This window comes from Streptomyces sp. G-G2, assembly GCF_030063135.1.
In the GTDB taxonomy this organism is placed as follows: domain Bacteria; phylum Actinomycetota; class Actinomycetes; order Streptomycetales; family Streptomycetaceae; genus Streptomyces.
In genome coordinates this window covers 74,125-98,251 of record NZ_JASISO010000031.1, presented here as the reverse complement: position 1 = coordinate 98,251, position 24,127 = coordinate 74,125, and the positions used below count along the sequence as shown (strand labels likewise).

Annotated in this window: 21 protein-coding genes; 4 read left to right on the top strand and 17 right to left on the bottom strand. The window is 72.1% G+C overall.

The window, feature by feature from the left end; genetic code table 11:
- Positions 1-148: 148 nt before the first annotated feature.
- The 7 genes from truB to rimP all read right to left on the bottom strand — a co-directional run bounded on the left by truB (position 149) and on the right by rimP (position 7,243).
- A complete protein-coding gene (gene truB, locus QMF80_RS23955) occupies positions 149-1,057 on the bottom strand; it encodes a tRNA pseudouridine(55) synthase TruB (protein ID WP_283456554.1) in 909 nt (302 codons plus the stop codon).
- Positions 1,054-1,500, bottom strand: a complete 447-nt coding sequence (rbfA, locus tag QMF80_RS23950; protein ID WP_283456552.1) for a 30S ribosome-binding factor RbfA — start codon at positions 1,498-1,500, stop codon at positions 1,054-1,056. The genes truB and rbfA overlap by 4 nt, the downstream gene beginning before the upstream one ends.
- A 27-nt stretch (positions 1,501-1,527) precedes the next feature.
- Positions 1,528-1,821 carry a DUF503 domain-containing protein gene (locus QMF80_RS23945; RefSeq protein ID WP_283456550.1) on the bottom strand — a complete coding sequence of 98 codons (294 nt, stop codon included), beginning with the start codon at positions 1,819-1,821 and terminating at the stop codon, positions 1,528-1,530.
- Positions 1,822-1,982: 161 nt separating this feature from the next.
- Complete coding sequence (gene infB / locus QMF80_RS23940; RefSeq protein ID WP_283456548.1) at positions 1,983-5,168, bottom strand: translation initiation factor IF-2; 3,186 nt, start codon at positions 5,166-5,168, stop codon at positions 1,983-1,985.
- A gap of 167 nt (positions 5,169-5,335) precedes the next feature.
- The gene (locus tag QMF80_RS23935) at positions 5,336-5,608 is read right to left on the bottom strand and encodes a YlxR family protein (protein WP_283456546.1); all 273 of its coding nucleotides are present in this window, start codon (positions 5,606-5,608) and stop codon (positions 5,336-5,338) included.
- Positions 5,609-5,717: 109 nt separating this feature from the next.
- Positions 5,718-6,728 (bottom strand): transcription termination factor NusA, encoded by a 1,011-nt coding sequence (nusA, locus tag QMF80_RS23930; RefSeq protein WP_283456544.1) that lies wholly within the window; start codon positions 6,726-6,728, stop codon positions 5,718-5,720.
- Between the two features lie 2 nt (positions 6,729-6,730).
- On the bottom strand, positions 6,731-7,243 hold the full coding sequence (gene rimP, locus QMF80_RS23925; RefSeq protein WP_283456542.1) for a ribosome maturation factor RimP: 513 nt from the start codon (positions 7,241-7,243) through the stop codon (positions 6,731-6,733).
- Positions 7,244-7,400: 157 nt separating this feature from the next.
- Between rimP and QMF80_RS23920 the strand changes: the two genes are divergently transcribed.
- From QMF80_RS23920 to QMF80_RS23905, 4 genes are read left to right on the top strand one after another with little or no spacing between them, the layout of a single operon-like run.
- A complete protein-coding gene (locus QMF80_RS23920; protein ID WP_283456540.1) occupies positions 7,401-8,003 on the top strand; it encodes a hypothetical protein in 603 nt (200 codons plus the stop codon).
- The gene (locus QMF80_RS23915; protein ID WP_502962906.1) at positions 8,000-8,488 is read left to right on the top strand and encodes a ferritin-like domain-containing protein; all 489 of its coding nucleotides are present in this window, start codon (positions 8,000-8,002) and stop codon (positions 8,486-8,488) included. The genes QMF80_RS23920 and QMF80_RS23915 overlap by 4 nt, the downstream gene beginning before the upstream one ends.
- 16 nt (positions 8,489-8,504) lie before the next feature.
- On the top strand, positions 8,505-9,422 hold the full coding sequence (locus tag QMF80_RS23910) for an aminoglycoside phosphotransferase family protein (protein ID WP_283456538.1): 918 nt from the start codon (positions 8,505-8,507) through the stop codon (positions 9,420-9,422).
- 55 nt (positions 9,423-9,477) lie between these two features.
- Complete coding sequence (locus QMF80_RS23905; protein ID WP_283456573.1) at positions 9,478-10,377, top strand: slipin family protein; 900 nt, start codon at positions 9,478-9,480, stop codon at positions 10,375-10,377.
- Between the two features lie 129 nt (positions 10,378-10,506).
- Here QMF80_RS23905 and QMF80_RS23900 read toward each other — a convergent pair whose 3' ends face one another.
- From QMF80_RS23900 to QMF80_RS23855, 10 genes are all read right to left on the bottom strand, one after another.
- Positions 10,507-12,204, bottom strand: coding sequence for a proline--tRNA ligase (locus QMF80_RS23900; protein WP_283456536.1), 1,698 nt, complete (start codon positions 12,202-12,204; stop codon positions 10,507-10,509).
- 75 nt (positions 12,205-12,279) lie between these two features.
- Positions 12,280-12,849: a GNAT family N-acetyltransferase gene (locus tag QMF80_RS23895; RefSeq protein ID WP_283456535.1), complete on the bottom strand. Its 570-nt coding sequence runs from the start codon at positions 12,847-12,849 to the stop codon at positions 12,280-12,282.
- A 96-nt stretch (positions 12,850-12,945) separates the two neighbouring features.
- Positions 12,946-13,809, bottom strand: coding sequence for a GNAT family N-acetyltransferase (locus QMF80_RS23890; RefSeq protein ID WP_283456533.1), 864 nt, complete (start codon positions 13,807-13,809; stop codon positions 12,946-12,948).
- 153 nt (positions 13,810-13,962) lie between these two features.
- Complete coding sequence (gene ispG / locus QMF80_RS23885; RefSeq protein WP_283456531.1) at positions 13,963-15,120, bottom strand: flavodoxin-dependent (E)-4-hydroxy-3-methylbut-2-enyl-diphosphate synthase; 1,158 nt, start codon at positions 15,118-15,120, stop codon at positions 13,963-13,965.
- Between the two features lie 235 nt (positions 15,121-15,355).
- Positions 15,356-16,657 (bottom strand): M50 family metallopeptidase, encoded by a 1,302-nt coding sequence (locus QMF80_RS23880; RefSeq protein WP_283456529.1) that lies wholly within the window; start codon positions 16,655-16,657, stop codon positions 15,356-15,358.
- Positions 16,654-17,904 carry a 1-deoxy-D-xylulose-5-phosphate reductoisomerase gene (dxr, locus tag QMF80_RS23875; RefSeq protein WP_283456527.1) on the bottom strand — a complete coding sequence of 417 codons (1,251 nt, stop codon included), beginning with the start codon at positions 17,902-17,904 and terminating at the stop codon, positions 16,654-16,656. Before dxr ends, QMF80_RS23880 begins: the two co-directional genes overlap by 4 nt.
- A 45-nt stretch (positions 17,905-17,949) precedes the next feature.
- Complete coding sequence (locus tag QMF80_RS23870; protein WP_283456525.1) at positions 17,950-18,699, bottom strand: hypothetical protein; 750 nt, start codon at positions 18,697-18,699, stop codon at positions 17,950-17,952.
- Positions 18,700-18,770: 71 nt separating this feature from the next.
- The gene (locus tag QMF80_RS23865; RefSeq protein WP_283456523.1) at positions 18,771-20,714 is read right to left on the bottom strand and encodes an acyl-CoA dehydrogenase family protein; all 1,944 of its coding nucleotides are present in this window, start codon (positions 20,712-20,714) and stop codon (positions 18,771-18,773) included.
- A gap of 155 nt (positions 20,715-20,869) precedes the next feature.
- Positions 20,870-22,315, bottom strand: coding sequence for an aldehyde dehydrogenase family protein (locus tag QMF80_RS23860; RefSeq protein WP_283456521.1), 1,446 nt, complete (start codon positions 22,313-22,315; stop codon positions 20,870-20,872).
- Between the two features lie 173 nt (positions 22,316-22,488).
- Positions 22,489-24,075: a PucR family transcriptional regulator gene (locus QMF80_RS23855; RefSeq protein WP_283456519.1), complete on the bottom strand. Its 1,587-nt coding sequence runs from the start codon at positions 24,073-24,075 to the stop codon at positions 22,489-22,491.
- Positions 24,076-24,127: the final 52 nt, after the last annotated feature.

Sequence of the window (24,127 nt, the reverse complement as noted above, 5' to 3'; positions counted from 1 at the left end):
CGGTGAGCGGCAGATCCTGAGCGCTCACCGCTCCACGTCAAGAGACGTCAGAAGACACCGAGAGACACCATGGGACGCCTGGAGACGCCGCCTCGCTACGCCCAGGTACGCCTGGGAACTCCGACCGGAGTTCCCGAGAACCGCGACGTCAGACGAAGACCGCCAGGGACTTCGCCTTGCCGCCCTTGCTCTCCACGAGCCCCAGCAGCGTGCCCTGCGGCCCGAAGACCGCCACGGTCCGCCCCGCCGGGTACTCCTCCGGCATCTCCAGCCGGACGCCGTTGCCGAGCAGCGATGCCCGGCGCGCGTCGAGGTCCCAGCGCGGGAACGCCGCGGCCGCCGCTTCCGCGATCGGCATGACGGTCAGTTCCGCCTGGTGCTGGTCCAGGGTGCGCGCCTGGTCCAGCTTGTACGGGCCCACCCGGGTGCGCCGCAGCGCGGTCAGGTGGCCGCCGACGCCGAGGTCGGCGCCCAGGTCGCGCGCGAGGGCGCGGATGTACGTACCGCTGGAGCAGACCACGGAGACGACGAGGTCGACGACCTTCGTGCCGTCCTCGGCCTCCGCCTCGCGCATGTCGTAGACGTGGAACGAGGAGATCGTGACCGGGCGGGCCGGGATCTCGAAGTCCTCGCCGTCACGGGCGCGCTTGTAGGACCGCACGCCGTTGATCTTGATGGCGCTGACCTTGGACGGGACCTGCATGATCTCGCCGGACAGCTTCGCGATGCCCTCGTCCACCGCTTCCCGGGTGACCCCGGCCGCGTCGGTGGAGGAGATGAGGTCGCCCTCGGCGTCGTCGGTCAGGGTGTTCTGGCCGAGGCGGATCGTACCGAGGTACTCCTTCTCGGTCAGCGCGAGGTGACCGAGCAGTTTGGTGGCCTTCTCGACGCCCAGGACGAGGACGCCGGTGGCCATCGGGTCGAGCGTGCCCGCGTGGCCGACGCGGCGGGTCTTGGCGATCCCGCGCATCTTGGCGACCACGTCGTGCGAAGTGAAGCCGGACGGCTTGTCGACGATGACAAGGCCGTCCGGCGGGGGGGTGCGGTCGTTGCTCATTCCGCGGCTGCGTCCTCGTCCTCGCCCGGCTTCTTGTACGGGTCGGCCTCGCCCGCGAACGTGGCGCCCGAGGACGCCTCGCGCACCTGGGCGTCGGAGGCGCGGACCTTGTCGAGGAGTTCCTCGATGGTCTTGGCGTTCTCCGGGAGGGCGTCCGCCACGAAGGTCAGCGTGGGGGTGAACTTGGTACCGGCCGCCTGACCGACCGCCGAGCGCAGAACGCCCTTGGCGCTCTCCAGTCCGGCGGCCGCACTGGCCCGGTCCTCGTCGTCGCCGTACACCGTGTAGAAGACCGTGGCCTCCCGCAGGTCACCGGTGACCCGGGTGTCGGTGATCGTCACGTGCGTTCCGAGACGCGGGTCCTTGACTCCACGCTGGAGCTTCTGGGCGACCACCTCCCGAATGAGGTCCGCCAGCTTCTTAGCGCGCGCGTTGTCGGCCACTGGTCCGTCTCCTTCTTTTCCTTGCAGTCAGTCGTCATCACCGTGGATCCGCCGTCGTACCGACAGCAGCTCCACTTCCGGACGTGCCGCCACCAGCCGCTCACAGCGGTCCAGCACGTCCGACAGGAACCCCGTGTCCCCGGCCACCAGAGCGACCCCGATTTCGGCCCTGCGGTGCAGGTCCTGATCGCCCACTTCGGCCGCGCTCACAGAGAACTTGCGCTGGAGCTCGGCGACGATGGGCCGGACGACGGAGCGTTTCTCCTTCAGCGAATGAACATCGCCGAGGAGCACATCGAAGGACAGAGTCCCCACGTACATGTAGTTCCGGATGTCCCGCCGGTTCGGGTTAGGTGACCTGCCGGGCCGTCGCTCGGCAGGGACACCAGAACCGTACACGCAACGGCCGGGGCCGATCGACGGATATTCCGCCGACCGGCCCCGGTACTACGAGTTACGACACGGTACGAACCGCCACGTGCTTACGCGCGGGGCTTCTCGCGCATCTCGTACGTCGCGATGACGTCGTCGACCTTGATGTCGTTGAAGCTGCCGAGGTTGATACCACCCTCGAACCCTTCGCGGATCTCGGTGACGTCGTCCTTGAAGCGGCGCAGACCGGAGATGGTGAGGCTCTCGGCGATGACCTTGCCATCGCGCAGGAGCCGCGCCTTGGTGTTGCGCTTGACCTCGCCGGAGCGGATGAGAACACCCGCGATGTTGCCCAGCTTGGACGAGCGGAAGACCTCGCGGACCTCCGCCGTACCGAGCTCGACCTCTTCGAATTCCGGCTTGAGGAGACCCTTCAGGGCCGCCTCGATCTCCTCGATGGCCTGGTAGATCACCGAGTAGTAGCGAACGTCGACGCCCTCGCGGTCCGCCATCTGCGCGGCACGGCCGGCCGCACGGACGTTGTAACCGATGACGATGGCGTCGGAGCCCATCGCCAGCGAGATGTCGGACTCGGTGACCGCACCCACACCGCGGTGCAGGACACGGATGTCGACCTCTTCACCGACGTCGAGCTGGAGCAGCGAGGACTCGAGAGCCTCGACCGCACCGGACGCGTCGCCCTTGATGATGAGGTTGAGTTCCTGGACCAGACCGGCCTTGAGGACCGAGTCGAGGTCTTCCAGGGACACCCGGCGGACGCGCTTGGCGAAGTTGGCGTTGCGCTCCCGCGCAGCACGCTTCTCGGCGATCTGACGGGCCGTACGGTCCTCGTCCACGACGAGGAAGTTGTCGCCGGCGCCGGGGACGTTGGTGAGACCCAGGACCAGGACGGGGGTCGCCGGACCCGCTTCCTCGACGTTGTTGCCCTTGTCGTCGAGCATGGCGCGCACACGGCCGTAGGCATCGCCCACGACCATCGTGTCGCCGACGCGGAGGGTACCGCGCTGAACGAGGACGGTGGCAACGGCACCGCGGCCGCGGTCGAGGTGGGACTCGATCGCAATACCCTGAGCGTCCTGCTCCGGGTTGGCGCGCAGGTCGAGCGAGGCGTCGGCGGTGAGGACGACGGCCTCGAGCAGGGAGTCGATGTGCAGACCCTGCTTGGCGGAGATGTCGACGAACATCGTGTCGCCGCCGTACTCCTCGGCGACCAGACCGAACTCGGTGAGCTGACCGCGCACCTTGACCGGGTCGGCACCCTCGACGTCGATCTTGTTGACCGCGACGACGATCGGGACGCCGGCGGCCTTGGCGTGGTTGAGCGCCTCGATCGTCTGCGGCATGACGCCGTCGTTGGCCGCGACCACGAGGATCGCGATGTCGGTCGACTTGGCACCACGGGCACGCATGGCGGTGAACGCCTCGTGACCGGGGGTGTCGATGAAGGTGATCTTGCGGTCTTCACCGTTGACGGTGGTACCCACCTGGTAGGCACCGATGTGCTGGGTGATGCCACCGGCCTCGCCCGCAACGACGTTCGTCTTGCGGATGGCGTCGAGGAGGCGGGTCTTACCGTGGTCGACGTGACCCATGACGGTGACGACCGGCGGACGCGGCATGAGGAACTCCTCGCCGCCCTCGTCCTCGCCGAACTCGATGTCGAAGCCCTCGAGGAGCTCGCGGTCCTCTTCCTCCGGGCTGACGATCTGAACGACGTAGTTCATCTCGCCGGCCAGCATTTCGAGGGTCTCGTCGGAGACGGACTGCGTGGCAGTGACCATCTCGCCGAGGTTCATCATCACGGCGACGAGCGACGCCGGGTTGGCGTTGATCTTCTCCGCGAAGTCGGTGAGGGACGCACCGCGCGACAGGCGAACGGTCTCGCCGTGGCCGCGGGGCAGCATGATGCCGCCGACCGACGGGGCCTGCATGGCCTCGTACTCCTGGCGCCTCTGGCGCTTCGACTTGCGACCACGACGGGCGGGCCCGCCGGGGCGGCCGAAGGCACCCTGCGTGCCGCCACGGGCATTGGGACCGCCGGGACGGCCGGCGAAGCCGGGACGGCCACCGCCACCCGCACCAGGACCGCCGCCGAAGCCGCCGCCACCACCGGGACGCGGGCCGCCGAAGCCGCCGCCGCCACCGGGACGCGAGCCGGGACCGGCCGGACGGCCGGCGAAGCCGCCGCCACCGGCGGGACGACCGGCACCACCGGTGCCGGGACCACGGCCACCGGCACCGGGGCCGCGACCGGCGCCGCCGGGGCCGCCACCGGGACGGGGACCGGCAGCCGGACGCTGCGGCATCATGCCGGGGTTCGGACGGTTACCGCCCGGAGCACCGCCAGGGCCACCAGCGGGACGAGCGCCGCCCTGCGGGCGGGGCATGCCGCCCGGGGTCGGACGACCGGCACCGGCGCCGCCCTGGGGGCGCGGAGCGCCACCGGGACCACCCTGCGGACGCGGGGCACCCTGGCCGCCGGCGCCGGGGGCACCGGGACGCGGGGCACCCTGCGGGCGGGGCGCCTGGGGGCGCGCCATGCCGGTGGAACCACCGGAGGTGAAGGGGTTGTTACCGGGACGGGGACCCGCGGGACGGGATCCACCCGGACGGGGGGCCTGGCCACCGGCTGCGGGACGCTGTCCCTGAGCCGGACGCTCCTGGCCGCCCTGGCCCGCCGGACGCGGGGCGCCGGGACGGGTACCGGACTGACCCGGGGCCGCCGCCGGACGCTGCTGCGTGGCGGGACGCGGACCGGGGGACGCACCCGCGGGCCGCTCGGAACGCTCGGTGCGCTCTGCGCGCTGCGGGGCCGCGGGGGCCGCCGGAGGCGCGGAGAACTCGGTCGCGACCGGAGCCGGCGCCTGGACGGCGGGCTTCGGGGCGGCCGGTGCCTTCGGGCCGGGACGCGGGCCGGAGGCGGCCGGAGTCACGGGCGCCGGGGCGCTGGGGGTGCTGGCGGCCGGGGCCTCGGCGACGACCGGCTTGGGAGCCGGTGCGCCGGGCTTGGGGGCCGCGGGACGTGCGGCGGCACCCGGGGCGGGAACCCCGGGCTGGGCAGGCGCGGCCTTGCGGGGCGCGCCGGGCTTCGCAGCGGACTTGCCGGCGTTGCCGCCGGGGCCCTGCAGTGCGTCAGTCAACTTGCGTACGACCGGCGCCTCGATCGTCGAGGACGCCGAACGCACAAACTCACCGAGTTCTTGGAGCTTGGCCATGACGACCTTGCTCTCGACTCCGAACTCCTTGGCGAGTTCATATACCCGGACCTTAGCCACTTCGCTCCTTTTAGGTCCGGGTTACGCCGGACCGTCGCTACTTCATGGGCGTACTCATCGCGTACTCATCGAGTGCTCATCGCAATCTCGACCTACTTCCAACTCGCGAGGTACCTGACCGCACGGGGCATCCGTGCCGTACTGCTTTCTGTTCTTGCGCTGTGCCTCTACGGCCCTTCTACGGCCTTGCGCAGCTTCGCCGTGTCGAACGCTCCCGAGGACTTGAAGGCCCTGGGGAACGCGCGTCGGCGTACCGCTTGGTCGAGGCAGACCACGGCGGGGTGCACATATGCACCCCGGCCGGGCAGCGTACCGCGAGGATCGGGGACGCATGCGTCCCCTACCGCCACGATGCGCAGCAGGTCGTTCTTGGCCGCTCGCTCCCGGCACCCCACACAGGTGCGTTCAGGGCATGCGCGGGCATGCGTCCGGCCAGACACGCTTAAGTCTACCTCCCCGCACCGACCTCACCCGTACGGGCGAGAAATCGAACGGACGTCGTCGTGTTATCACCTGTCTACCGGCCGGGAACCTCCGGCCGGTAGCGGTTTATTCCCCGTCGCGGCCGGAGCCGCCGTCGGACGGCTGCTCCGTGTCGGAACGGATGTCGATGCGCCAGCCGGTGAGCCGCGCGGCGAGGCGGGCGTTCTGGCCCTCCTTGCCGATGGCCAGCGACAGCTGGTAGTCGGGCACGATCACCCGGGCGGAACGGGTGTCCCAGTCGACGACCTCGACCTCGCTCACCCTGGCGGGTGACAGCGCGTTCGCGACCATCTCCGCCGGGTCGTCCGACCAGTCGACGATGTCGATCTTCTCGCCGTGCAGTTCGGCCATCACGTTGCGCACGCGGCTGCCCATCGGGCCGATGCAGGCGCCCTTCGGGTTCAGGCCGGAGCGGGTGGACCGGACGGCGATCTTGGTGCGGTGACCGGCCTCGCGGGCGATCGCGCAGATCTCGACGCTGCCGTCGGCGATCTCCGGAACCTCCAGCGCGAAGAGCTTCTTCACCAGGTTGGGATGGGTGCGCGAGAGGGTCACGGACGGGCCGCGGACACCCTTGGCCACCCGGACGACGTACGTCCGAAGACGCAGGCCGTGGGTGTACTCCTCGCCCGGCACCTGCTCCTGCACCGGCAGCATGGCCTCCATCTTGCCGATGTCGACCAGCACGTTCTTGGGGTCCTTGCCCTGCTGGACCACGCCGGTGATGACGTCGCCCTCACGGCCGAGGAACTCGCCGAAGGTCTGGTCGTCCTGCGCGTCGCGCAGACGCTGCAGGATCACCTGCTTGGCGGTGGTGGCGGCGATCCGGCCGAAGTCCGACGGGGTGTCGTCGAACTCCTTGGGCTCCTGGCCCTCCTCCAGATCCCGCGGGTCCTCCTTCGCCCACACGACCACGTGGCCGTTGGTGCGGTCCAGCTCGACGCGGGCGCGCCGGAAGCTTCCCTCGGTGCGGTGGTACGCGATGAGGAGAGCGGACTCGATCGCCTCGACCAGCAGGTCGAAGGAGATCTCCTTCTCCCGGACCAGGCCCCGCAGGGCACTCATGTCGATGTCCACGGCTACGCCTCCTCTTCCTTCTTGTCCTTGCGGTTGAACTCGATTTCGACACGCGCCTTGGCGATGTCGGTGAACGCGATGCGGCGGGCGGTCGCCTTGCGGCCCTTCACGCCCGGTACTTCGAGGTCCATGCCCTCGTCGTCGACGTCGAGGATGCGGGCGACCAGTTCCCCGGCGCCCTTCTCCCCCTCGCCGGAGAGCTGGAACTTCACGAGGCGGCCGATCGCCCGGAGGTAGTGACGGTGCTCGCTCAGCGGGCGGTCGGCGCCCGGCGAACTCACTTCCAGGACGTACTCGTCCTCGCCCATGGCGTCGGACTCGTCCAGCGTCTCGGAGATCACGCGGCTCAACTCGGCGCAGGTGTCCAGCTCCACACCCTCGTCGGAGTCCACGATGACGCGCAGCATCCGGCGCTTGCCCGCCTTGGACAGCTCGATGTCCTCGAGGTCCAGGTCCTGGGCGGCGACGAGCGGCTCCAGCAATGCGCGCAGCCTGTCGCTCTGGGTGGTGCTCATCCGGGTGACTCCTCGGCCGCGTGTGCTGTTGTGGTTTCCGCCGCGTGTGTCGCGTGTCAGGTCCACAGGGTATCCGGTCGCGAGGGGTGTTGCCGTCCGCGCTGTGGACCGGGCCCCGGGTACCGTGATCACTGCCTGTCCCCCGCCTCTGCCCGCCGTGACCACCGAGGACGTCGCCGTGCCCTGGACCATGCCTTCGCGAAGGAGCCTGCTGGGCGGAGCCGCTGGTGCGGCCGGTGCCGCCCTGCTCACCGGGTGCTCGGGCGGTGGCCCGGCCGCCGGGGACGCCGAGGCTCCACCCGAGCGGCCCATCCGGGCGGCCGCCGTCCGGGACAGTGAATTGCTGCTGGAACGTTATGACGCCACCATCGCCGCCCACCCCCCGCTGGCCGAGCGGCTCGCCCCGCTGCGCTCGTCGGTGGCCGCGCACGCCGGGGCGCTGGCCCCCGACGGCGAGGCACCGACGCCGACGCCCTCGCCCTCCGGGTCCGGTTCCGCCGCGCCCGGTACGGCCGCCGGAGCGGCTGGAACCACCGCGAACACCGCCGGGAAGCCGGCCGCGAAGAGCGCCGCGCCGGTGCCCGCGCAGCCCGCGGAGGCGCTGACCGCCCTCGCGGACGCCGAACGGGACCTGGCCGAGGCCCGGAAGATCGCCCTCGCGGGCACCTCCGGCGAGCTGGCCCGGCTGCTCGCGTCGGTGGCCGCCTGCGGCGCCGTGCACACCTACCTGCTCACCTCGAACCCCGGAGGCAAGGCGTGACGAGGGCCGCGACACTAACGCAGGGCGCGCCGGAACCCACCCGGGGCGGTGGCCGCGCCCTGACGGCCGCGCAGAGCGTGCTGGCCGCGGAGCACGCGGCCGTCTACGGCTACGGGGTGATCGGGGCCCGGATCGCCGCCGAACGCGCCACCGAGGCCCGGGACGCGTACGGGGTCCATCTCGCCCGGCGCGACACCCTCAGCCGCACCGTGCGTGACCTGGGCGGATCCCCGCAGCCCGCGGAGGCCGCCTACGCCCTGCCGTTCCTGGTGCGCACCCCGGCGGACGCCGAGCGGCTGGCCGCCGAGATCGAGGACCGGGTGGCGGGGGCGTACTCCGATCTGGTGCGGGCGGCGGACGGCCCGCTGCGCCGCGAGGCGGCCGACTCGCTGAGCGCCGCGGCCGTCCGCGCGGCACGCTGGCGCGGCGGCGGCGTAGCCTTCCCTGGGCTCACGGAACGCGCTGAACGAGCCCGCAACAGCTGAAGGGGATCACGCACGCATGGCTTTCGAACCGCCTGAGCGGCTTGTCCGGGCGCTCGGCGAGACGCCGGAATCGTCGCAGAACGCGGAGTGGCTGGGGCAGTTGCCCGAGCTGACCGGGAAGGCGCTCGCCCGGCGTGAGGTGCTGGCCCAGCGGGTGGTGGCCCCGGGCGGGCGCAGCAGTCTGGTCGTCCTGGTGCGGTCCGCCGACGGGACCCCGGCCGCCCTGAAGCTCGCGCCGCCGCGGGCCCGGCCGGACCGGGAGCGGGCCGCGCTGGAGCACTGGGCCGGTTTCGGCGCCGTACGGCTCCTCGATTCCACGCCGGGAACGCCGTACGACGGGCCGGACGACGGCGCGCTGCTGCTGGAGCGGCTCCAGCCCGAGGTGTCGCTGCGCTCGCTGCCCGAGGCGAAGGCGCTGCTGGAAGCGGCGGGGACGGTCCGGCGGCTGTGGGTGCCCCCGGCGGCGGACCATCCCTTCGAGACGGTGGCGGAGCGTACGGGGCCCCAGTGCGCGGCACTGGCCGCGGCTCCGGCGGAGGCGGCGGAGCTGGTACGGGCCGCGCTCGACGCCCGCGAGGAACTGACCGCGGCTCCGGGTGAACCGGCGCTGCTGCACGGCAATTTCCGCCAGGGCAAGGTGCTGGCGGGCGAGCGGGCGCCGTGGCTCACGGTCGGCCCCGAGCCGCTGGTGGGCGACCGGGAGTACGACCTGGCCCGGCTGTGCCGGGACCGGCTGGAGGACCAGGTCGCCACCTCGGCGGGGGCCTCGGGGGCGCGGCGGCGGGTGAACCGGCTGGCCGACTCGCTGGAGGTGGACCGGGACCGGCTGCGCGGGTGGACGCTGTTCCGGGCCGTGGAGTCCGGGGTGCGGGCGCTGGCGGCCGGGCGGCGGCGGGACGGCGAGCTGCTGCTGGAGTTCGCGGGCTGGTTGTAGGGCCGGGCGGCGGGCATACCGTAGGTAAGTGGGTTCTGCCCGGCAGGAGGCCGTCATGGTCCAGGAACTGCTGACAGCGGGGATCGCCGCGGGCGCCGGTATCGGGGTGGCGCTGGGCGCGGCCGCCCGGGTGGTGAAGCAGTACGAACGCGGTGTGGTGTTCCGCTTCGGCCGGTTGCGGCAGGGGATCCGCGGGCCCGGATTCACCCTGGTCGTCCCGGGGATGGACCGGCTGCGCAAGGTCAACATGCAGATCGTGACGATGCCGATCCCGGCGCAGGAGGGGATCACGCGGGACAACGTCACGGTGCGGGTGGACGCCGTCGTGTACTTCAAGGTGGTCGACGCGGCGAACGCGATCATCGAGGTGGAGGACTACCGTTTCGCGGTCTCGCAGATGGCGCAGACCTCGCTCCGGTCGATCATCGGCAAGTCCGATCTGGACGACCTGCTGTCGAACCGGGAGCAGCTGAACCAGGGGCTGGAGCTGATGATCGACAGCCCGGCGATCGGGTGGGGCGTGCAGATCGACCGGGTCGAGATCAAGGACGTGTCGCTGCCGGAGACGATGAAGCGGTCGATGGCCCGGCAGGCGGAGGCCGACCGGGAGCGGCGGGCGCGGGTGATCAACGCGGATGCGGAGCTGCAGGCGTCGAGGAAGCTGGCGGAGGCGGCGGAGGTCATGTCGGAGCAGCCGGCGGCGCTTCAACTGAGGCTGTTGCAGACGGTGGTGGCGGTGGCGGCGGAGAAGAACTCCACCCTGGTCCTCCCGTTCCCGGTGGAACTCCTCCGCTTCCTGGAACGCGCGACCCCTCCCCCGGCGGCGCCGCCCGCCGCGGCGCCCCCGGCCGCGGCGCCCCCGGCCGCGACGGACCCGGCCGCGACGGACCCGGCCGCTACGGACCCCCCGGCCCGGGGCCCGGACCCGGCCGCGCCCGGCGGCGCGGCCGGGTAGGCGCCCGCCCGAGCCGGACCCGCCCGCGCGAGCGTCCCCACCGGCCTCCGGCGGCGCCTCAGACGCCGCCGGGGCCGGTCTTCGAACGTCGGCGGGGCCGGTCTTGCCCCGGCCCGTCGGCGGCGGGGCCTACGGCGTCAGGCGGGACAGGGCCTCTGCCAGGGGGAGTTCCTCGCGGACACCGGTGGCGCGGTTCTGGAGTTCGACCACCGACTCCGCGGACCGGCGGCCCGCGACAAGGATCCAGCGCACGCCCATCAGTTCGGCGTCCGTCAGCTTCACCCCGGGGGACAGGCCGGGCCGGTCGTCCAGCAGGACCCGCCGCCCCGCGGCGGCCAGCGCCTCGGCCGCCTGCTCCGCGAGCGCGAGCGGCACGGCCTTGCCCGCCGCCACCACGTGGACGTCGGCCGGGGCGACCTCCGCGGGCCAGCACAGGCCCCGCTCGTCGGCGGTCTGTTCGGCCAGGGCGGCCACCGCCCGGGAGACGCCGATGCCGTACGAACCCATCGTGACCCGGACCGGCTTGCCCTCCTTGCCGAGGACGTCGAGCCCGAACGCGTCCGCGTACTTGCGGCCCAGCTGGAAGATGTGCCCGATCTCGATGGCCCGGTCCAGCCGGAGCCCCGTACCGCAGGCCGGGCAGGGGTCGCCCGGCTCGACCACCACCACGTCGAGGTACTGGTCGACCTCGAAGTCCCGCCCGCACACCACGTTGCGGGCGTGCGTGTCGACGCGGTTGGCGCCGGTGACCCACGAAGTGCCGGGCGCGACGCGGGGGTCGGCGAGGTAGCGGACCTTCTCCAGGCCCTGCGGGCCGACGTAGCCGCGCACCAGGTCGGGACGGCCGGTGAAGTCCTCGGCCGTCACCAGCTCGACCACGGCCGGGGCCAGGTGCTCGCCCAGCTTGCCCAGGTCCACCTCGCGGTCGCCCGGGACGCCGATCGCCACGATCTCGCCGTCGACCTTGACCAGCAGGTTCTTGAGCGTGGCCGAGGCCGGTACGCCCAGGAGCGCGGCGAGCGATTCGATGGTCGGGGTGTCGGGGGTGGCCAGTTCCTCGACCGGCCCGTGCTCTCCCCCGGCCTGGGTGAGGGCGAAGGTGACGGCTTCGGTGTTGGCGGCGTAGTCGCATGACGGGCAGTCCGCGAAGGTGTCCTCGCCCGCGCCCGCCGGGGCCAGGAACTCCTCGGAGGCGGAGCCGCCCATCGCGCCGGAGACGGCCGACACGATGCGGTGGTCTAGCCCGAGCCGGGTGAAGATCCGTTGGTAGGCGGCGCGGTGGAGGGCGTACGACTCGGCGAGGCCCTCGTCACTGACGTCGAAGGAGTAGGAGTCCTTCATCTGGAACTCGCGGCCCCGCAGTACGCCCGAGCGCGGCCGGGCCTCGTCGCGGTACTTGGTCTGGATCTGGTACAGCATCACCGGCAGGTCCTTGTAGGACGTGCACTGGTCCTTGACCACGAGGGTGAAGATCTCCTCGTGGGTGGGGCCGAGCAGGTAGTCGGCGCCCTTGCGGTCCTTGAGCCGGAAGAGCAGGTCGCCGTACTCCGTCCAGCGCCCGCTGACCTCGTACGGCTCTTTCGGCAACAGCGCGGGCAGCAGCACCTCCTGGGCGCCGATGGCGTCCATCTCCTCGCGGACGACGCGCGAGACGTTGTCCAGGACCCGCTTGCCCAGCGGCAGCCAGCTCCACACTCCGGCCGAGCTGCGGCGTACGTAGCCCGCGCGGACGAGGAGCTTGTGGCTGAGGGTTTCCGCGTCGGCCGGGTCCTCTCGGAGGGTCTTGACCATGAGGCGGGACAGGCGCTGCACGTGTTGCGTAGACATGCGGCGAGGCTACCGGGGGCCGGCGGCACCCGGAAAACCGTTTACGGGCCCGGCCAGGGCGGGATCCGGCCCCGGTCAGGGCCGGCGCAGGGGGAGCGGGGCGCCCATCACGGCGTACGGGAGGCGCGCGCTGGGGAAGGTCACCTGCCGCGCGAGGTCGGTGTAGCCGAGGTCGCGGTACAGCGCGCGGGCCGGGCTGTCGGCGTCGATCGCGGACAGGATCGAGCGGGGTTCGGCGGCGGTGTCGGTGATCCGGGTGATGAGGGCGCGGCCCGCGCCCCGGCCCTGGAAGTCGGGGTGGACGTGGAGTTCGGTGATGACGAAGGAGCCGTCGAGCCAGCCATCGAGGCCGCCCGCGCGCAGGTGGGGCTCCACCACCGTGGACCACCAGTGCGTACGGTCGTTGGGCATCCCGTAGACGAACCCCGCCAGGTCGCCCGCGTCCGTGAACGCGCCGAGCGCGCGGGCCCCCGGGGAGGTCATGTGGCGCTGCACGATGTAGCGCCTGATGCCCACTTCCTCCTCGTTCAGCCCGAAGGCGACGGCCTGCACCCGCAGGGCCTCGTCGACGCGGGCGACGAGGTCGAGCGGGCCGAGGGTGAGGCCTGCGGGGCGGCGGGGGTCGCCCCCGGGGGTAGGCAGCATGCGGCCGACCTTACTTCGCACCACCCGCGCCCGGATACGAGCGCGGCACACCCGGGCGGCAGGAGACCGCGGCATACGACACCGGCCGGGCCGGGTTCAGAACAGAACGCTCATGAACATGCCGACCTCGCGGAAGCCCACGCGCCGGTACGAGGCCCGGGCGGCGGTGTTGAAGTCGTTCACGTAGAGGCTGACGACGGGCGCGATGTCGCGCAGCGCGTAGTCGACCACGGCGGCCATCCCGGTCTCGGAGTGGCCCCGGCCGCGGAAGGCGGGGTCGACCCACACCCCCTGGATCTGGCAGGCGCGGTGGGTGGCCGCGCCGATCTCGGCCTTGAAGACGACCTTGCCGTCCTCGATGCGGGCGAAGGAGCGCCCTGCGGCGACGAGTTCGGCGACCCGGGCCTGGTAGAGGAGTCCGCCGTCCCCGGTGAGCGGGGAGACGCCGACCTCTTCGGTGAACATGGCCACGCACGCGGGCATGATCATGTCCATCTGGTCCGTGCGGACCCGGCGGACCAGCGGGTCCGGAGCGATCTCGGGGGACGGCTGCTCGGTGGTCATCAGCGGCTGGTGGGCGCGCACGTCACGGGCGGGACCCCAGTGCGGTTCCAGCAGCCGCCACAGCAGTCCGGCGGCCTCGGCGGGCCCGACGATGGAGGAGCAGCGGCGGCCGGTGCGCCGGGCACGGTCGGCGAAGGCGCGCACCGCTTCGGGTCCGGCGCAGACGGGGACCAGGTTCGCGCCCGCGTAGCACATCGAGCGCAGCTGGCCGTCGGTGTACCAGCCCCACATCTCGCCACCGAGGCGCCAGGGGTCGAGGCCCGCGACCTGGACCCGGGAGGTCACGAAGGCGTTGGCGACGGGCTCGCGGCCCAGCACCTGGAGGGCGGCGTCGAGATCGCTGGGCTCCAGGACCCGGGTGGTGGTCTGCGTCAACACTGTAGAGGGCCTCACCATGCACGTCCGCTGATCTCCGCACTGTACCCGGCGCTCCCGTGGACTGCCGCCCGTACGGGGACGGAAAAAGACCCCGGCCCCGCCCGCGAGCTGCGGGAACGGGCCGGGGCCGGAAAAATCGCGAGGGCCGTCGGAGCGGGCCTGGAGGGCTGCTCAGCCCGCGACGGAGACCTTCGGCTCGCCGGAGGTCACGCCGTCCCTCTCCATCTGCTCGGCGATCTTCATCGCCTCTTCGATGAGGGTCTCGACGATCTTCGACTCGGGCACGGTCTTGATGATCTCGCCCTTGACGAAGATCTGCCCCTTGCCGTTGCCGGAGGCGACACCGAGGTCGGCCTCACGGGCCTCGCCGGGGCCGTTGACGACGCAGCCCATGACGGCGACGCGCAGCGGCACCTCCATGCCCTCCAGGCCCGCGGTGACCTCTTCGGCGAGCTTGTACACGTCCACCTGGGCGCGGCCGCAGGAGGGGCAGGAGACGATCTCCAGGCGGCGCTGCTTGAGGTTCAGCGACTCCAGGATCTGGATGCCGACCTTGATCTCCTCGACCGGCGGGGCCGACAGGGAGACCCGGATGGTGTCGCCGATGCCCTCGGAGAGCAGCGCGCCGAAGGCGACCGCGGACTTGATGGTGCCCTGGAAGGCGGGACCGGCCTCGGTGACGCCGAGGTGCAGCGGGTAGTCGCACACAGCGGCCAGCTGGCGGTAGGCGTTGACCATGACGACCGGGTCGTTGTGCTTGACCGAGATCTTGATGTCGCCGAAGCCGTGCTCCTCGAAGAGGGAGGCCTCCCACAGCGCGGACTCGACCAGCGCCTCGGGGGTGGCCTTGCCGTACTTCTTCAGCAGCCGGGCGTCGAGGGAGCCCGCGTTGACACCGATCCGGATCGGGGTGCCCGCGTCCTTGGCGGCGCGCGCGATCTCCTTGACCTTGTCGTCGAACTGCTTGATGTTGCCCGGGTTCACGCGGACGGCGGCGCAGCCCGCGTCGATCGCCGCGAAGACGTACTTGGGCTGGAAGTGGATGTCGGCGATCACCGGGATCTGCGACTTCTTCGCGATCACCGCGAGGGCGTCGGCGTCGTCCTGGGTCGGGCAGGCCACGCGGACGATCTGGCAGCCGGAGGCGGTCAGCTCGGCGATCTGCTGCAGAGTGGCGCCGATGTCGGAGGTCCGGGTCGTGGTCATGGACTGCACCGAGATGGGTGCGTCGCCGCCGACGGCGACCGAGCCGACCTGGATCTTGCGGCTGACCCGGCGGTCGGCAAGCTTGGTCGGCACGGACGGCATTCCGAGAGAGATGGCAGTCATCTGCTGAGCAACCCCAAGGTGTGGATCAAGGCGTGGATCGAGGTCCCGAGAACGGCGGGCTCCAGCCTTCGAGATTACGCCAATCAGCGCGCGCCCCGCGCATCCGACGGATCGCACCACCCAAACGTAGGGGGCCGGACACGATTCCCGCCCGACTCCTCCTGGAGTGCGGTACGACGATCCGCTGAACGGCGGCCGCCGCGCCGGGAGGGTTTCCCGGCGCGGTGGCCCGTACTCAGCTGATCTTGATCGGGTTCACCACGTCGGCCACCATGACCAGCAGCGTGAAGCAGACGAACACGCCTGCCACCAGGTACGCGGCGGGCATCAGCCTGGCCACGTCGAAGGGGCCCGGGTCGGGGCGCCGGAAGACCCGCGCGACCGTGCGCCGGACCGACTCCCACAGGGCGCCCGCGATGTGGCCGCCGTCGAGCGGGAGCAGCGGCAGCATGTTGAACAGGAACAGCGCCAGGTTGAACATGCCGACGAGGTTCAGGAAGCCGACGAGCCGGTCGGTGACCGGGATGTCGAGGTTGGCGATCTCACCGCCGATGCGGGCCGCGCCGATGATGCCGATCGGGGAGTCCGGCTGCCGCTCGCCGTCGCCGAAGGTGGCGTTCCACAGCGGGGGGATCTTGGACGGCAGCTTGAGGAGGCCGTGCACGCTGTCGTCGACGATCTGGACCATGTGGTCGGCGGACTGGCCGAAGGTCAGCGCCTCGGTCTCGGTCCTGGGGCCGAAGCCGAGGAACCCGGCCTTGACGAACTCGCCCTTGACGTAGCCGCCGTGGCCGTCCGTCTTGCCGACGGTGTTCTCGATCAGGTTGGCGTGGAGCGTCAGCTCCTTGCCGTCGCGCACGACGGTGACGGTGGCCGGGCCGACGGTGTCGCGGATCTTCTGCTGGAGCACGGACCAGTCGGTGACCCGGCGCCCGTCGAAGGCGACGATCTTGTCGCCGGCCTTGAGTCCGGCGGCCTTGGCCGGGGCGACCTGGTCGCCCGGCCGGCAGCTGGTGCGCTGGTCGCTCTGCTTGAGGACGCAGTCGGAGACCGAGGCCACCTTGGTGGTCTGCTGGGTGACTCCGAAGGTCATCCACACGCCGAAGAAGATGGCGAGCGCGAGCACCAGGTTCATGAAGGGGCCCGCGAACATCACGATCACGCGCTTCCACGGCTTGCGCGTGTAGAAGAGCCGCTTCTCGTCGCCGGGCTGGAGCTCCTCGTACGCGGCGGAGCGCGCGTCCTCGATCATCGACCGGAACGGTGAGGTCGAACGGGCGGTGACCTTGCCGTCCTCGCCGGGCGGGAACATCCCGATCATGCGGATGTAGCCGCCCATCGGGATGGCCTTGATCCCGTACTCGGTGTCGCCCTTCTTTCGCGACCAGATGGTCCGGCCGAAGCCGACCATGTACTGCGGCACCCGGATGCCGAACAGTTTGGCCGTGGACAGGTGGCCCAGCTCGTGCCAGGCGATCGAGACCAGCAGCCCGATCACGAAGATGAGCATGCCGATCACGGTCATCAGAATCGTCATGCGCGCGCCTCCACTGCGGCCTGCGCCGCCGTCTCCCGGGCCCGGGCCCGAGCCCAGGTCTCCGCTTCGAGGACGTCCGCGACGGTCAGAGAGGTTCCCGAGCGCGGGGTTCCGTGCTCTTCGACCACGGCTGCGACCGTATCCATGATTGCTGTGAAAGGCAGCCGCCCGGCCAGGAACGCCTCCACGCACTCCTCGTTCGCCGCGTTGAACACGGCCGGGGCGGTGCCGCCGAGGGTGCCGACGTGCCGGGCCAGGTCCACCGCGGGGAAGGCCTCGGTGTCCAGCGGGAAGAACTCCCAGGTGGACGCCTTGGTCCAGTCGAAGGCGGGGGCCGCATCCGGGACCCGCTGCGGCCAGCCGAGGCCGATCGCGATGGGTCCGCGCATGTCCGGCGGGGTGGCCTGGGCGAGGGTGGAGCCGTCCGTGAACTCGACCATGGAGTGCACGTAGGACTGCGGGTGGACCACGACCTCGATGCGGTCGAAGGGGATGTCGTAGAGGAGGTGCGCCTCGATGACCTCCAGCCCCTTGTTGACCAGGGTCGCGGAGTTCACGGTGATGACCGGGCCCATGGCCCAGGTGGGGTGCGCGAGGGCGTCCTCGACCCTGACGTCGGCCAGTTCGGCGCGGGTGCGGCCGCGGAAGGGGCCGCCGGAGGCGGTGACGACCAGCTTGCGCACGTCGGCGCGGGTGCCCGCGGCGAGCGCCTGGAAGAGGGCCGCGTGCTCGGAGTCCACCGGGATGATCTGGCCGGGCCTGGCGAGTTCCTTCACCAGCGGGCCGCCGACGATCAGCGATTCCTTGTTGGCGAGGGCGAGGGTGCGGCCCGCGCGGAGCGCGGCGAGGGTGGGCGCGAGGCCGATGGAGCCGGTGATGCCGTTGAGCACGGTGTGGCACTCGGAGGCGGCCAGTTCGGTCGCGGCCTCCGGTCCGGCCAGGATCTCGGGCATCGGCTCGGCGCCGTACTGGTCGCCGAGGGCTTCCTTGAGGGCCGGTACGACGTCCTCGCGGGCCACGGCCACCGTCTTGACCCGCAGCAGCCGGGCCTGCTCCGCGAGCAGCCCGACCCGGCCGCCCGCGGCGGACAGCGCGGTCACCCGGAACCGGTCCGGGTTGCGCAGGACGAGGTCGATGGCCTGGGTGCCGATGGAGCCGGTCGACCCGAGGACGACGACGTCCCGGCGGCCGGCCGCGGGGTCGAAGAGGAGGTGCGGGTCGGCGAGGGGGGATGGGCTGTCGCTCATCCCCCTATTGTTGCCGCATCCCCGGGCCGTGCGGACACCGTCTCCCTAGGAAGACGCGCCGGCGCCCCGGGCGAATTTCGCCCACTGCGCCGTAACGATCTCCGGCGGCACCCCGCCGAAGTCCTTGATGTCGAGAATGTCGGAGCGGAAGGAGAGGGTGACGGCCCCGGAGCGGATCACGGTCAGGTACTTGTACAGCTTGATGTCCTTGTCCTTCACGTCCTGGACCACGATCCGGTACGCCCGGGCCTCGTCCCCCACTCCGGGCGGCGCGACCGGCTCCACCCTGAGGACCTTGCCCTCGGCGAGCATCCGGTCCTCCGTGTAGCCGCCCGCGCACCGCTCGCCCGCGTCCGTCAGGGACGCCAGGGCCGCTCCGGCCGCGGCGCCGTCCTTGTAGGAGCGCAGCAGGATGTCGGTGCCGACGTCCCGGAGTTCGCCGGGTACGCCGGTCTTGGCGTAGGCCTGGGCGGTGTGGCCCGCCCCGCCCAGGCTGGTCAGCGGCAGGCACACCGCCGGGACGGCCTCGTACGACTCGTTCATCGGCTCGTCGAGGACCGGTTCGCCCGCCTCGTACTTCCCGGCCTTCTCGCCGGGGGCGAGGGCCAGGGCCTTGAGCCGGGCCGCGCCGGGGCCCGGGGGCGCCGGGGGCGGCGTGCTCGCGGCCGCCGCGCGGGGCGCGGGCACGCCCGTCTCCTTGTCCTCCTGGTGGCCGCCGCCGCATGCGGTGGCGGCCACCAGGAGGAGCGCCGCCACGGCCGCTCCCGACGCGCGCCGGACCGTCGTGTTCCCCACCCTGTACACCGTGTGCCGTCCCCTTCGGATCATGTCGAGGACATGATTCTGCGGGATGCCGGCGGACGGCCTCAGCGGATGGGCCGGTGCACGTTCTCGTGCGGGGACGGGCCGGGGGTGGCGTCGGCGATCCAGGGGCCGTCGCCGGAGGGGTCGAGCACGCCCTCCTCCAGCCAGGTGTAGACCCCGCCGAGTACCCCCTCGACCACCTTGCGGTCCAGGTCGTCGGTGTTGGACCACAAGCGCCCGAAGAGTTCCTCGACGCGCAGCCGGGACTGGTGGCAGAAGGCGTCGGCCAGTTGGTAGGCCTCGCGGCCGTGGTCCCCGGTGGCGCGCAGGTGCTCGGCCCGCACGCAGGCCGCGCTCATCGCGAAGAGTTCGGCGCCGATGTCCACGATCCGCCCGAGGAAGCCCTGCTTGGTCTCCATCCGGCCCTGCCAGCGGGACATGGCGTAGAAGGTGGAGCGGGCGAGTTTGCGGGCGGCGCGCTCGACATAGCGCAGGTGGGTGGCGAGGTCGGGGTGGCCGCCGGGGTGGAAGGCGCGGTAGGTGCCGGGGACCTGGCCCGCTCCGGTGGCCAGCTTGGGCAGCCAGCGGGCGTAGAACCCGGCGGCGCGGGCGCCCGCCCTCGCCTTGTCGCCCAGTGCCTTGTCGGGGTCGATGAGGTCGCCCGCGACCGAGAGGTGGGCGTCGACGGCCTCGCGGGCGATCAGCAGGTGCATGATCTCGGTGGATCCCTCGAAGATCCGGTTGATCCGCAGGTCGCGGAGCATCTGCTCGGCGGGGACGGCCCGTTCGCCGCGGGCGGCCAGTGATGCGGCGGTCTCGAAGCCGCGTCCGCCGCGGATCTGGACCAGTTCGTCGGCCATCAGGCAGGCCATCTCGCTGCCGTAGAGCTTGGCCAGCGCGGCCTCGATGCGGATGTCGTTGCGGTCCTCGTCGGCCATCTGCGAGGCGAGGTCGACCATGGCCTCGAGGGCGAAGGTGGTGGCGGCGATGAAGGAGATCTTGGCGCCGACGGCCTCGTGCCGGGCGACCGGGCGGCCCCACTGCTCGCGGACCCCGGACCATTCCCGGGCGATCTTCAGGCACCACTTCCCGGCGCCGACGCACATCGCGGGCAGCGAGAGCCGCCCAGTGTTCAGGGTGGTCAGGGCGATCTTCAGACCGGCGCCCTCGGGGCCGATCCGGTTCGCCGCGGGCACCCGTACCCGGTGCAGCCTGGTGACGCCGTTCTCCAGGCCGCGCAGGCCCATGAAGGCGTTGCGGTGCTCCACGGTGACGCCCGGGGAGGCGGCCTCGACGACGAAGGCCGTGATGCCGCCCTTGTGCCCGTCGGACTTCGGGACGCGGGCCATGACCACGAGCAGGTCGGCGACCACCCCGTTGGTGGTCCAGAGCTTCACCCCGTCCAGGACGTACGTGTCCTGCCCGTCCGGGACCGCCGTGGTGGCGAGCCGGGCCGGGTCCGAGCCGACGTCCGGCTCGGTGAGCAGGAAGGCGCTGATGTCGGTCCGGGCGCAGCGCGGCAGGAAGAGGTCCCGCTGCTCCTGGGTGCCGAAGAGCTTGAGGGGCTGGGGTACACCGATGGACTGGTGCGCGGAGAGGAGGGCGCCGATGGCCGGGCTGACGGAGCCGACGAGGGCGAGCGCCTTGTTGTAGTACACCTGGGTGAGGCCGAGGCCCCCGTACTTGGTGTCGATCTTCATCCCGAGGGCGCCGAGCTGTTTGAGCCCGCGCACCGTTTCGTCGGGGATCTTCGCCTCGCGTTCGATGCGGGCGGCCAGACCTGCGGCCAGTTCGGTCTCGCAGAACGCGCGGAGCCGCTCCAGGAAGTCCTCGCCGCGCCGGACGTCCTCGTCGGCGGGCAGCGGATGGGGGTGGATCAGGTCGAGCCGGAAGCGTCCGAGGAAGAGTTCCTTGGCGAAGCTGGGCTTGCGCCAGTCCTGCTCCCGGGCCGCCTCCGCGACCTGCCGGGCCTCGCGCTCGGTCACCTTGGGCTGTGTTGCGGACATGCGCAGCTCACCTCGCCGCCGAATCGGATGATCAGGTGATTACCGGTCGGTACTACCAGGGAGTGGTACCCGTTTCGGGGCCGCGGGAAAAGGAGGACGGCCGGAGCCCCCGCACAGTGGGCTCCGGCCGTCGGCTTCCAGCCGTACGAGACGGCTCAGATGTCGAGGCCCGTGAGGACCAGGACGCGCTCGTAGGTGTAGTCGTCCATCGCGTAGCGGACGCCCTCGCGGCCCACACCGGACTGCTTGACCCCGCCGTACGGCATCTGGTCGGCGCGGTAGGAGGGGGCGTCGCCCACGATCACGCCGCCGACCTCCAGCTCGCGGTGGGCGCGGAAGGCGGTCTGGATGTTGCGCGTGAAGACGCCGGTCTGCAGACCGAACTTCGAGTCGTTGACGGCGGCGAAGGCCTCGTCGACGCCCTCGACCTTCTGCAGGGTCAGGACCGGTCCGAAGACCTCCTCGCAGGCCAGCTTGACGCCCGCGGGCAGCTCGGCGACCACGGTGGGCTCGTACGAGGCCCCCTCGCGCTTGCCGCCGGTGAGCAGCTTGGCGCCCGCGGCGACGGCCTCGTCCACCCAGGACTCGACGCGCTTGGCGGCGTCCTCGGAGACCAGCGGGCCGACGTCGGTGCCCGCGTCGGACGGGTCACCCGTGACCTGCGCCTGGACCTTGGCGACGACCTTCTCGACCAGGCGGTCGTAGACGGAGGCGTCCGCGATCACGCGCTGCACCGAGATGCAGGACTGGCCGGCCTGGTAGTTCGAGAAGGTCGCGATCCGGGTCGAGGCCCACTCGAGGTCGGCCTCCGAGGACCAGTCGTCCAGGACGACGGCCGCGGCGTTGCCGCCCAGCTCCAGGGTGCAGTGCTTGTGGGGCACCGACTTCTGGATGGCGTAACCGACGGTGTCGGAGCCGGTGAAGGAGATGACGGGCAGCCGCTCGTCCTTGACCAGCGCCGGCATCTTGTCGTTGGCCACGGGCAGCACGGACCAGGAACCGGCCGGGAGATCGGTCTCGGCGAGCAGCTCGCCGAGGATCAGACCGGAGAGCGGGGTGGCCGGGGCGGGCTTCAGGATGATCGGCGCGCCGACGGCGATGGCCGGGGCCACCTTGTGGGCGCACAGGTTCAGCGGGAAGTTGAACGGCGCGATGCCGAGGACCGGGCCCTTGACGAAGCGGCGGGTCAGGGCGAGGCGGCCGACGCCACCGGCGTCGGTGTCCAGGCGCTGGGCTTCGCCTCCGTTGAAGCGGCGGGCCTCCTCGGCGGCGAACCGGAAGACGGACACCGCGCGGCCGACCTCGCCGCGGGCCCACTTGATGGGCTTGCCGTTCTCGGCGGAGATCAGCTGGGCGATCTCCTCGGTGCGCTCGGTGAGTCGCTTCGACACGTGGTCGAGGGCGGCGGCCCGTACGTGGGCGGGGGTGGCCGAGAACTCCGCGGTCACGGCGTGGGCGGCTGCCACGGCCTCCTCGACCTGCGCGTCGGTGGGCACGCTGACGGTGCCCACCACGCGGCCGTCCCAGGGGGACGTGACGTCGAAGCTGTCCTCGCCGGTGGCCTGGCGACCGGCGAGCCAGAAGGCGTGGGTGGAAGTCATGGCGAATCCCGGCCCTTCGGAGTGTGTGCGGAGTCCTTGTCCCTCCCACCGTAGGACTCCGCCGGGGATTCGGCGCTTGTCCGGCGTGGAGTACGGGTGGGCCGCGGCGCGCCGGTTTGTCAGGTGCGGTGCGGCTCCCCCGCGGCCCGCACGGCGGTCGGCGGACCGCGTGGTCAGAGGGTGGCGTCGGGGCCCGTGGCCTTCAGGGCCAGCCACAGCTCCATGCGGACGTCCGGGTCGTCCAGGGAGCGGCCGAGGATCTCCTCGACCCGCCGCATCCGGTAGCGCAGCGTGTGCCGGTGCACCCCGAGGTCGGCGGCGGCCGCGTCCCACTGCCCGTGCCGGGACAGCCACGCCTGGAGCGAGGCGACCAGGTCACCGCGCCCGTGGGCGTCGTGGTCCCGCAGCGCCCGAAGCGTCCCGTCCGCGAAGGCCCGTACCGCCTCGTCGGCGAGCAGCGGCAGCACCGAGCCCGCCACCAGGTCGTCGTGCTCGACCAGCGGCCGCCCCCGGCGCCGGGCGACGACGAGCGCCTGGTCGGCCTGCTTGTGGGCGGCGGCCGCCCCCGCGGGCCCGGCGGGGGCGGACAGACCGAGGACCAGCTCGTCCGGCTCCGGACCCGCCGATTCCTGCCCGCGCCGCGACTCCAGCGCCTCGGCGTGCTCGGCCACGGCCCCGGCCGCGGCTCCGCCGTCCGCGACGAGCGCCAGCAGCCGCCCGGGTTCCGCCACCACCAGCAGGGCTTCGCCGGTCCGGGCGGCCGCCGACTCGACCGCGTCGGCGAGCAGCGCCAGACCCTCGGGCTGCGCGGTCCCGGGGAGGGCGGGTTCGGCGATGACGAGCCGGAAGGGAGCGTCGAGGAGCGCGCCGTACAGGTCGCCGGCGACGGCCCGCGCGTGGTCGGTCTCCCCGTCCAGCAGCAGCCGCAGCACGGCCGCCCCGAGCCGGGACTCGGCGTCGTGCAGGGACCGGGAGCGTTCGGTGGTCAGGGTGAGGAGGGCGACGGCGGAGTGCACGGCGTAGCGCTCGGCGGTGCCGAGGGGGGCGCCCGTACCGACGGCGAGGGCGCCCCGGGCGCGGCGGCCGGTGCCCAGCGACTGGAGTTCGACGCGGTCCTCGGAGCCGCCGACGACGGCGCTGGCGGGGGCGGGGCGTTCCCGCAGCCGCTCCACGTCGGGGGTGAGCCGGGCGGCGCGGCGCGCGGCCCAGTCGGGGGCGGCGGCGACCACCGCCCCCGAGGTGTCGTAGAGCGCGGCCCAGCCGTGGACGTGCGCCGCGAGCCGGGCCAGGAGTGCGGCGGGGCCGTCGGCGGAGAGCGCGGCCCGGGTGAGTTCGCGCTGCGCTTCGAATCCGGCGGTCACGGCGCGGTACTGGTCGGCGGCGAGGGCCGCGGAGACGGCTTTGCTGATGGCCAGGAAGGGGGTGCGGCGCGGTACCTCCAGCAGCGGCAGGTCCTCGGCGCGGGCCGCCTCGACCAGCGCGTCGGGGATCGCCTCGTAGTTGACGCCGATGGCGAAGCCGATGCCGACGACTCCGGCGGCGGCGAGCCTGCGGACGTAGCGGAGCATCTCCTCGGGATCCTCCGCGTCCAGCTTCATCGCGGTGATCAGCAGGAGTTCCCCGCCCTCCATGTAGGGGACGGGATCGGCCAGCTCACTGACGTGGGCCCAGCGGACGGGGGTGTCCAGGCGGCTCTCGCCCGCGCGGACGCTGAGCTTGAGCGCCGAGTGCTGGACGAGCGAGGCGAGGGTGAGCGGCATCGGGTACCAGCGGCCTTAGGGCGAGGGGAGATTTCGCCGTGTCGTATGAACG

Coding starts and splice junctions, on each gene's coding strand:
- QMF80_RS23905 (WP_283456573.1), top strand. CDS start 9,478: ATGGTCCAGGAACTGCTGACAGCGGGGATCGCCGCGGGCGCCGGTATC.
- QMF80_RS23945 (WP_283456550.1), bottom strand. CDS start 1,821: ATGTACGTGGGGACTCTGTCCTTCGATGTGCTCCTCGGCGATGTTCAT.
- rimP (WP_283456542.1), bottom strand. CDS start 7,243: ATGAGCACCACCCAGAGCGACAGGCTGCGCGCATTGCTGGAGCCGCTC.
- QMF80_RS23900 (WP_283456536.1), bottom strand. CDS start 12,204: ATGTCTACGCAACACGTGCAGCGCCTGTCCCGCCTCATGGTCAAGACC.
- QMF80_RS23895 (WP_283456535.1), bottom strand. CDS start 12,849: ATGCTGCCTACCCCCGGGGGCGACCCCCGCCGCCCCGCAGGCCTCACC.
- dxr (WP_283456527.1), bottom strand. CDS start 17,904: ATGAGCGACAGCCCATCCCCCCTCGCCGACCCGCACCTCCTCTTCGAC.
- QMF80_RS23880 (WP_283456529.1), bottom strand. CDS start 16,657: ATGACGATTCTGATGACCGTGATCGGCATGCTCATCTTCGTGATCGGG.
- QMF80_RS23910 (WP_283456538.1), top strand. CDS start 8,505: ATGGCTTTCGAACCGCCTGAGCGGCTTGTCCGGGCGCTCGGCGAGACG.
- truB (WP_283456554.1), bottom strand. CDS start 1,057: ATGAGCAACGACCGCACCCCCCCGCCGGACGGCCTTGTCATCGTCGAC.
- QMF80_RS23860 (WP_283456521.1), bottom strand. CDS start 22,315: ATGACTTCCACCCACGCCTTCTGGCTCGCCGGTCGCCAGGCCACCGGC.
- QMF80_RS23865 (WP_283456523.1), bottom strand. CDS start 20,714: ATGTCCGCAACACAGCCCAAGGTGACCGAGCGCGAGGCCCGGCAGGTC.
- QMF80_RS23855 (WP_283456519.1), bottom strand. CDS start 24,075: ATGCCGCTCACCCTCGCCTCGCTCGTCCAGCACTCGGCGCTCAAGCTC.
- QMF80_RS23890 (WP_283456533.1), bottom strand. CDS start 13,809: ATGGTGAGGCCCTCTACAGTGTTGACGCAGACCACCACCCGGGTCCTG.
- ispG (WP_283456531.1), bottom strand. CDS start 15,120: ATGACTGCCATCTCTCTCGGAATGCCGTCCGTGCCGACCAAGCTTGCC.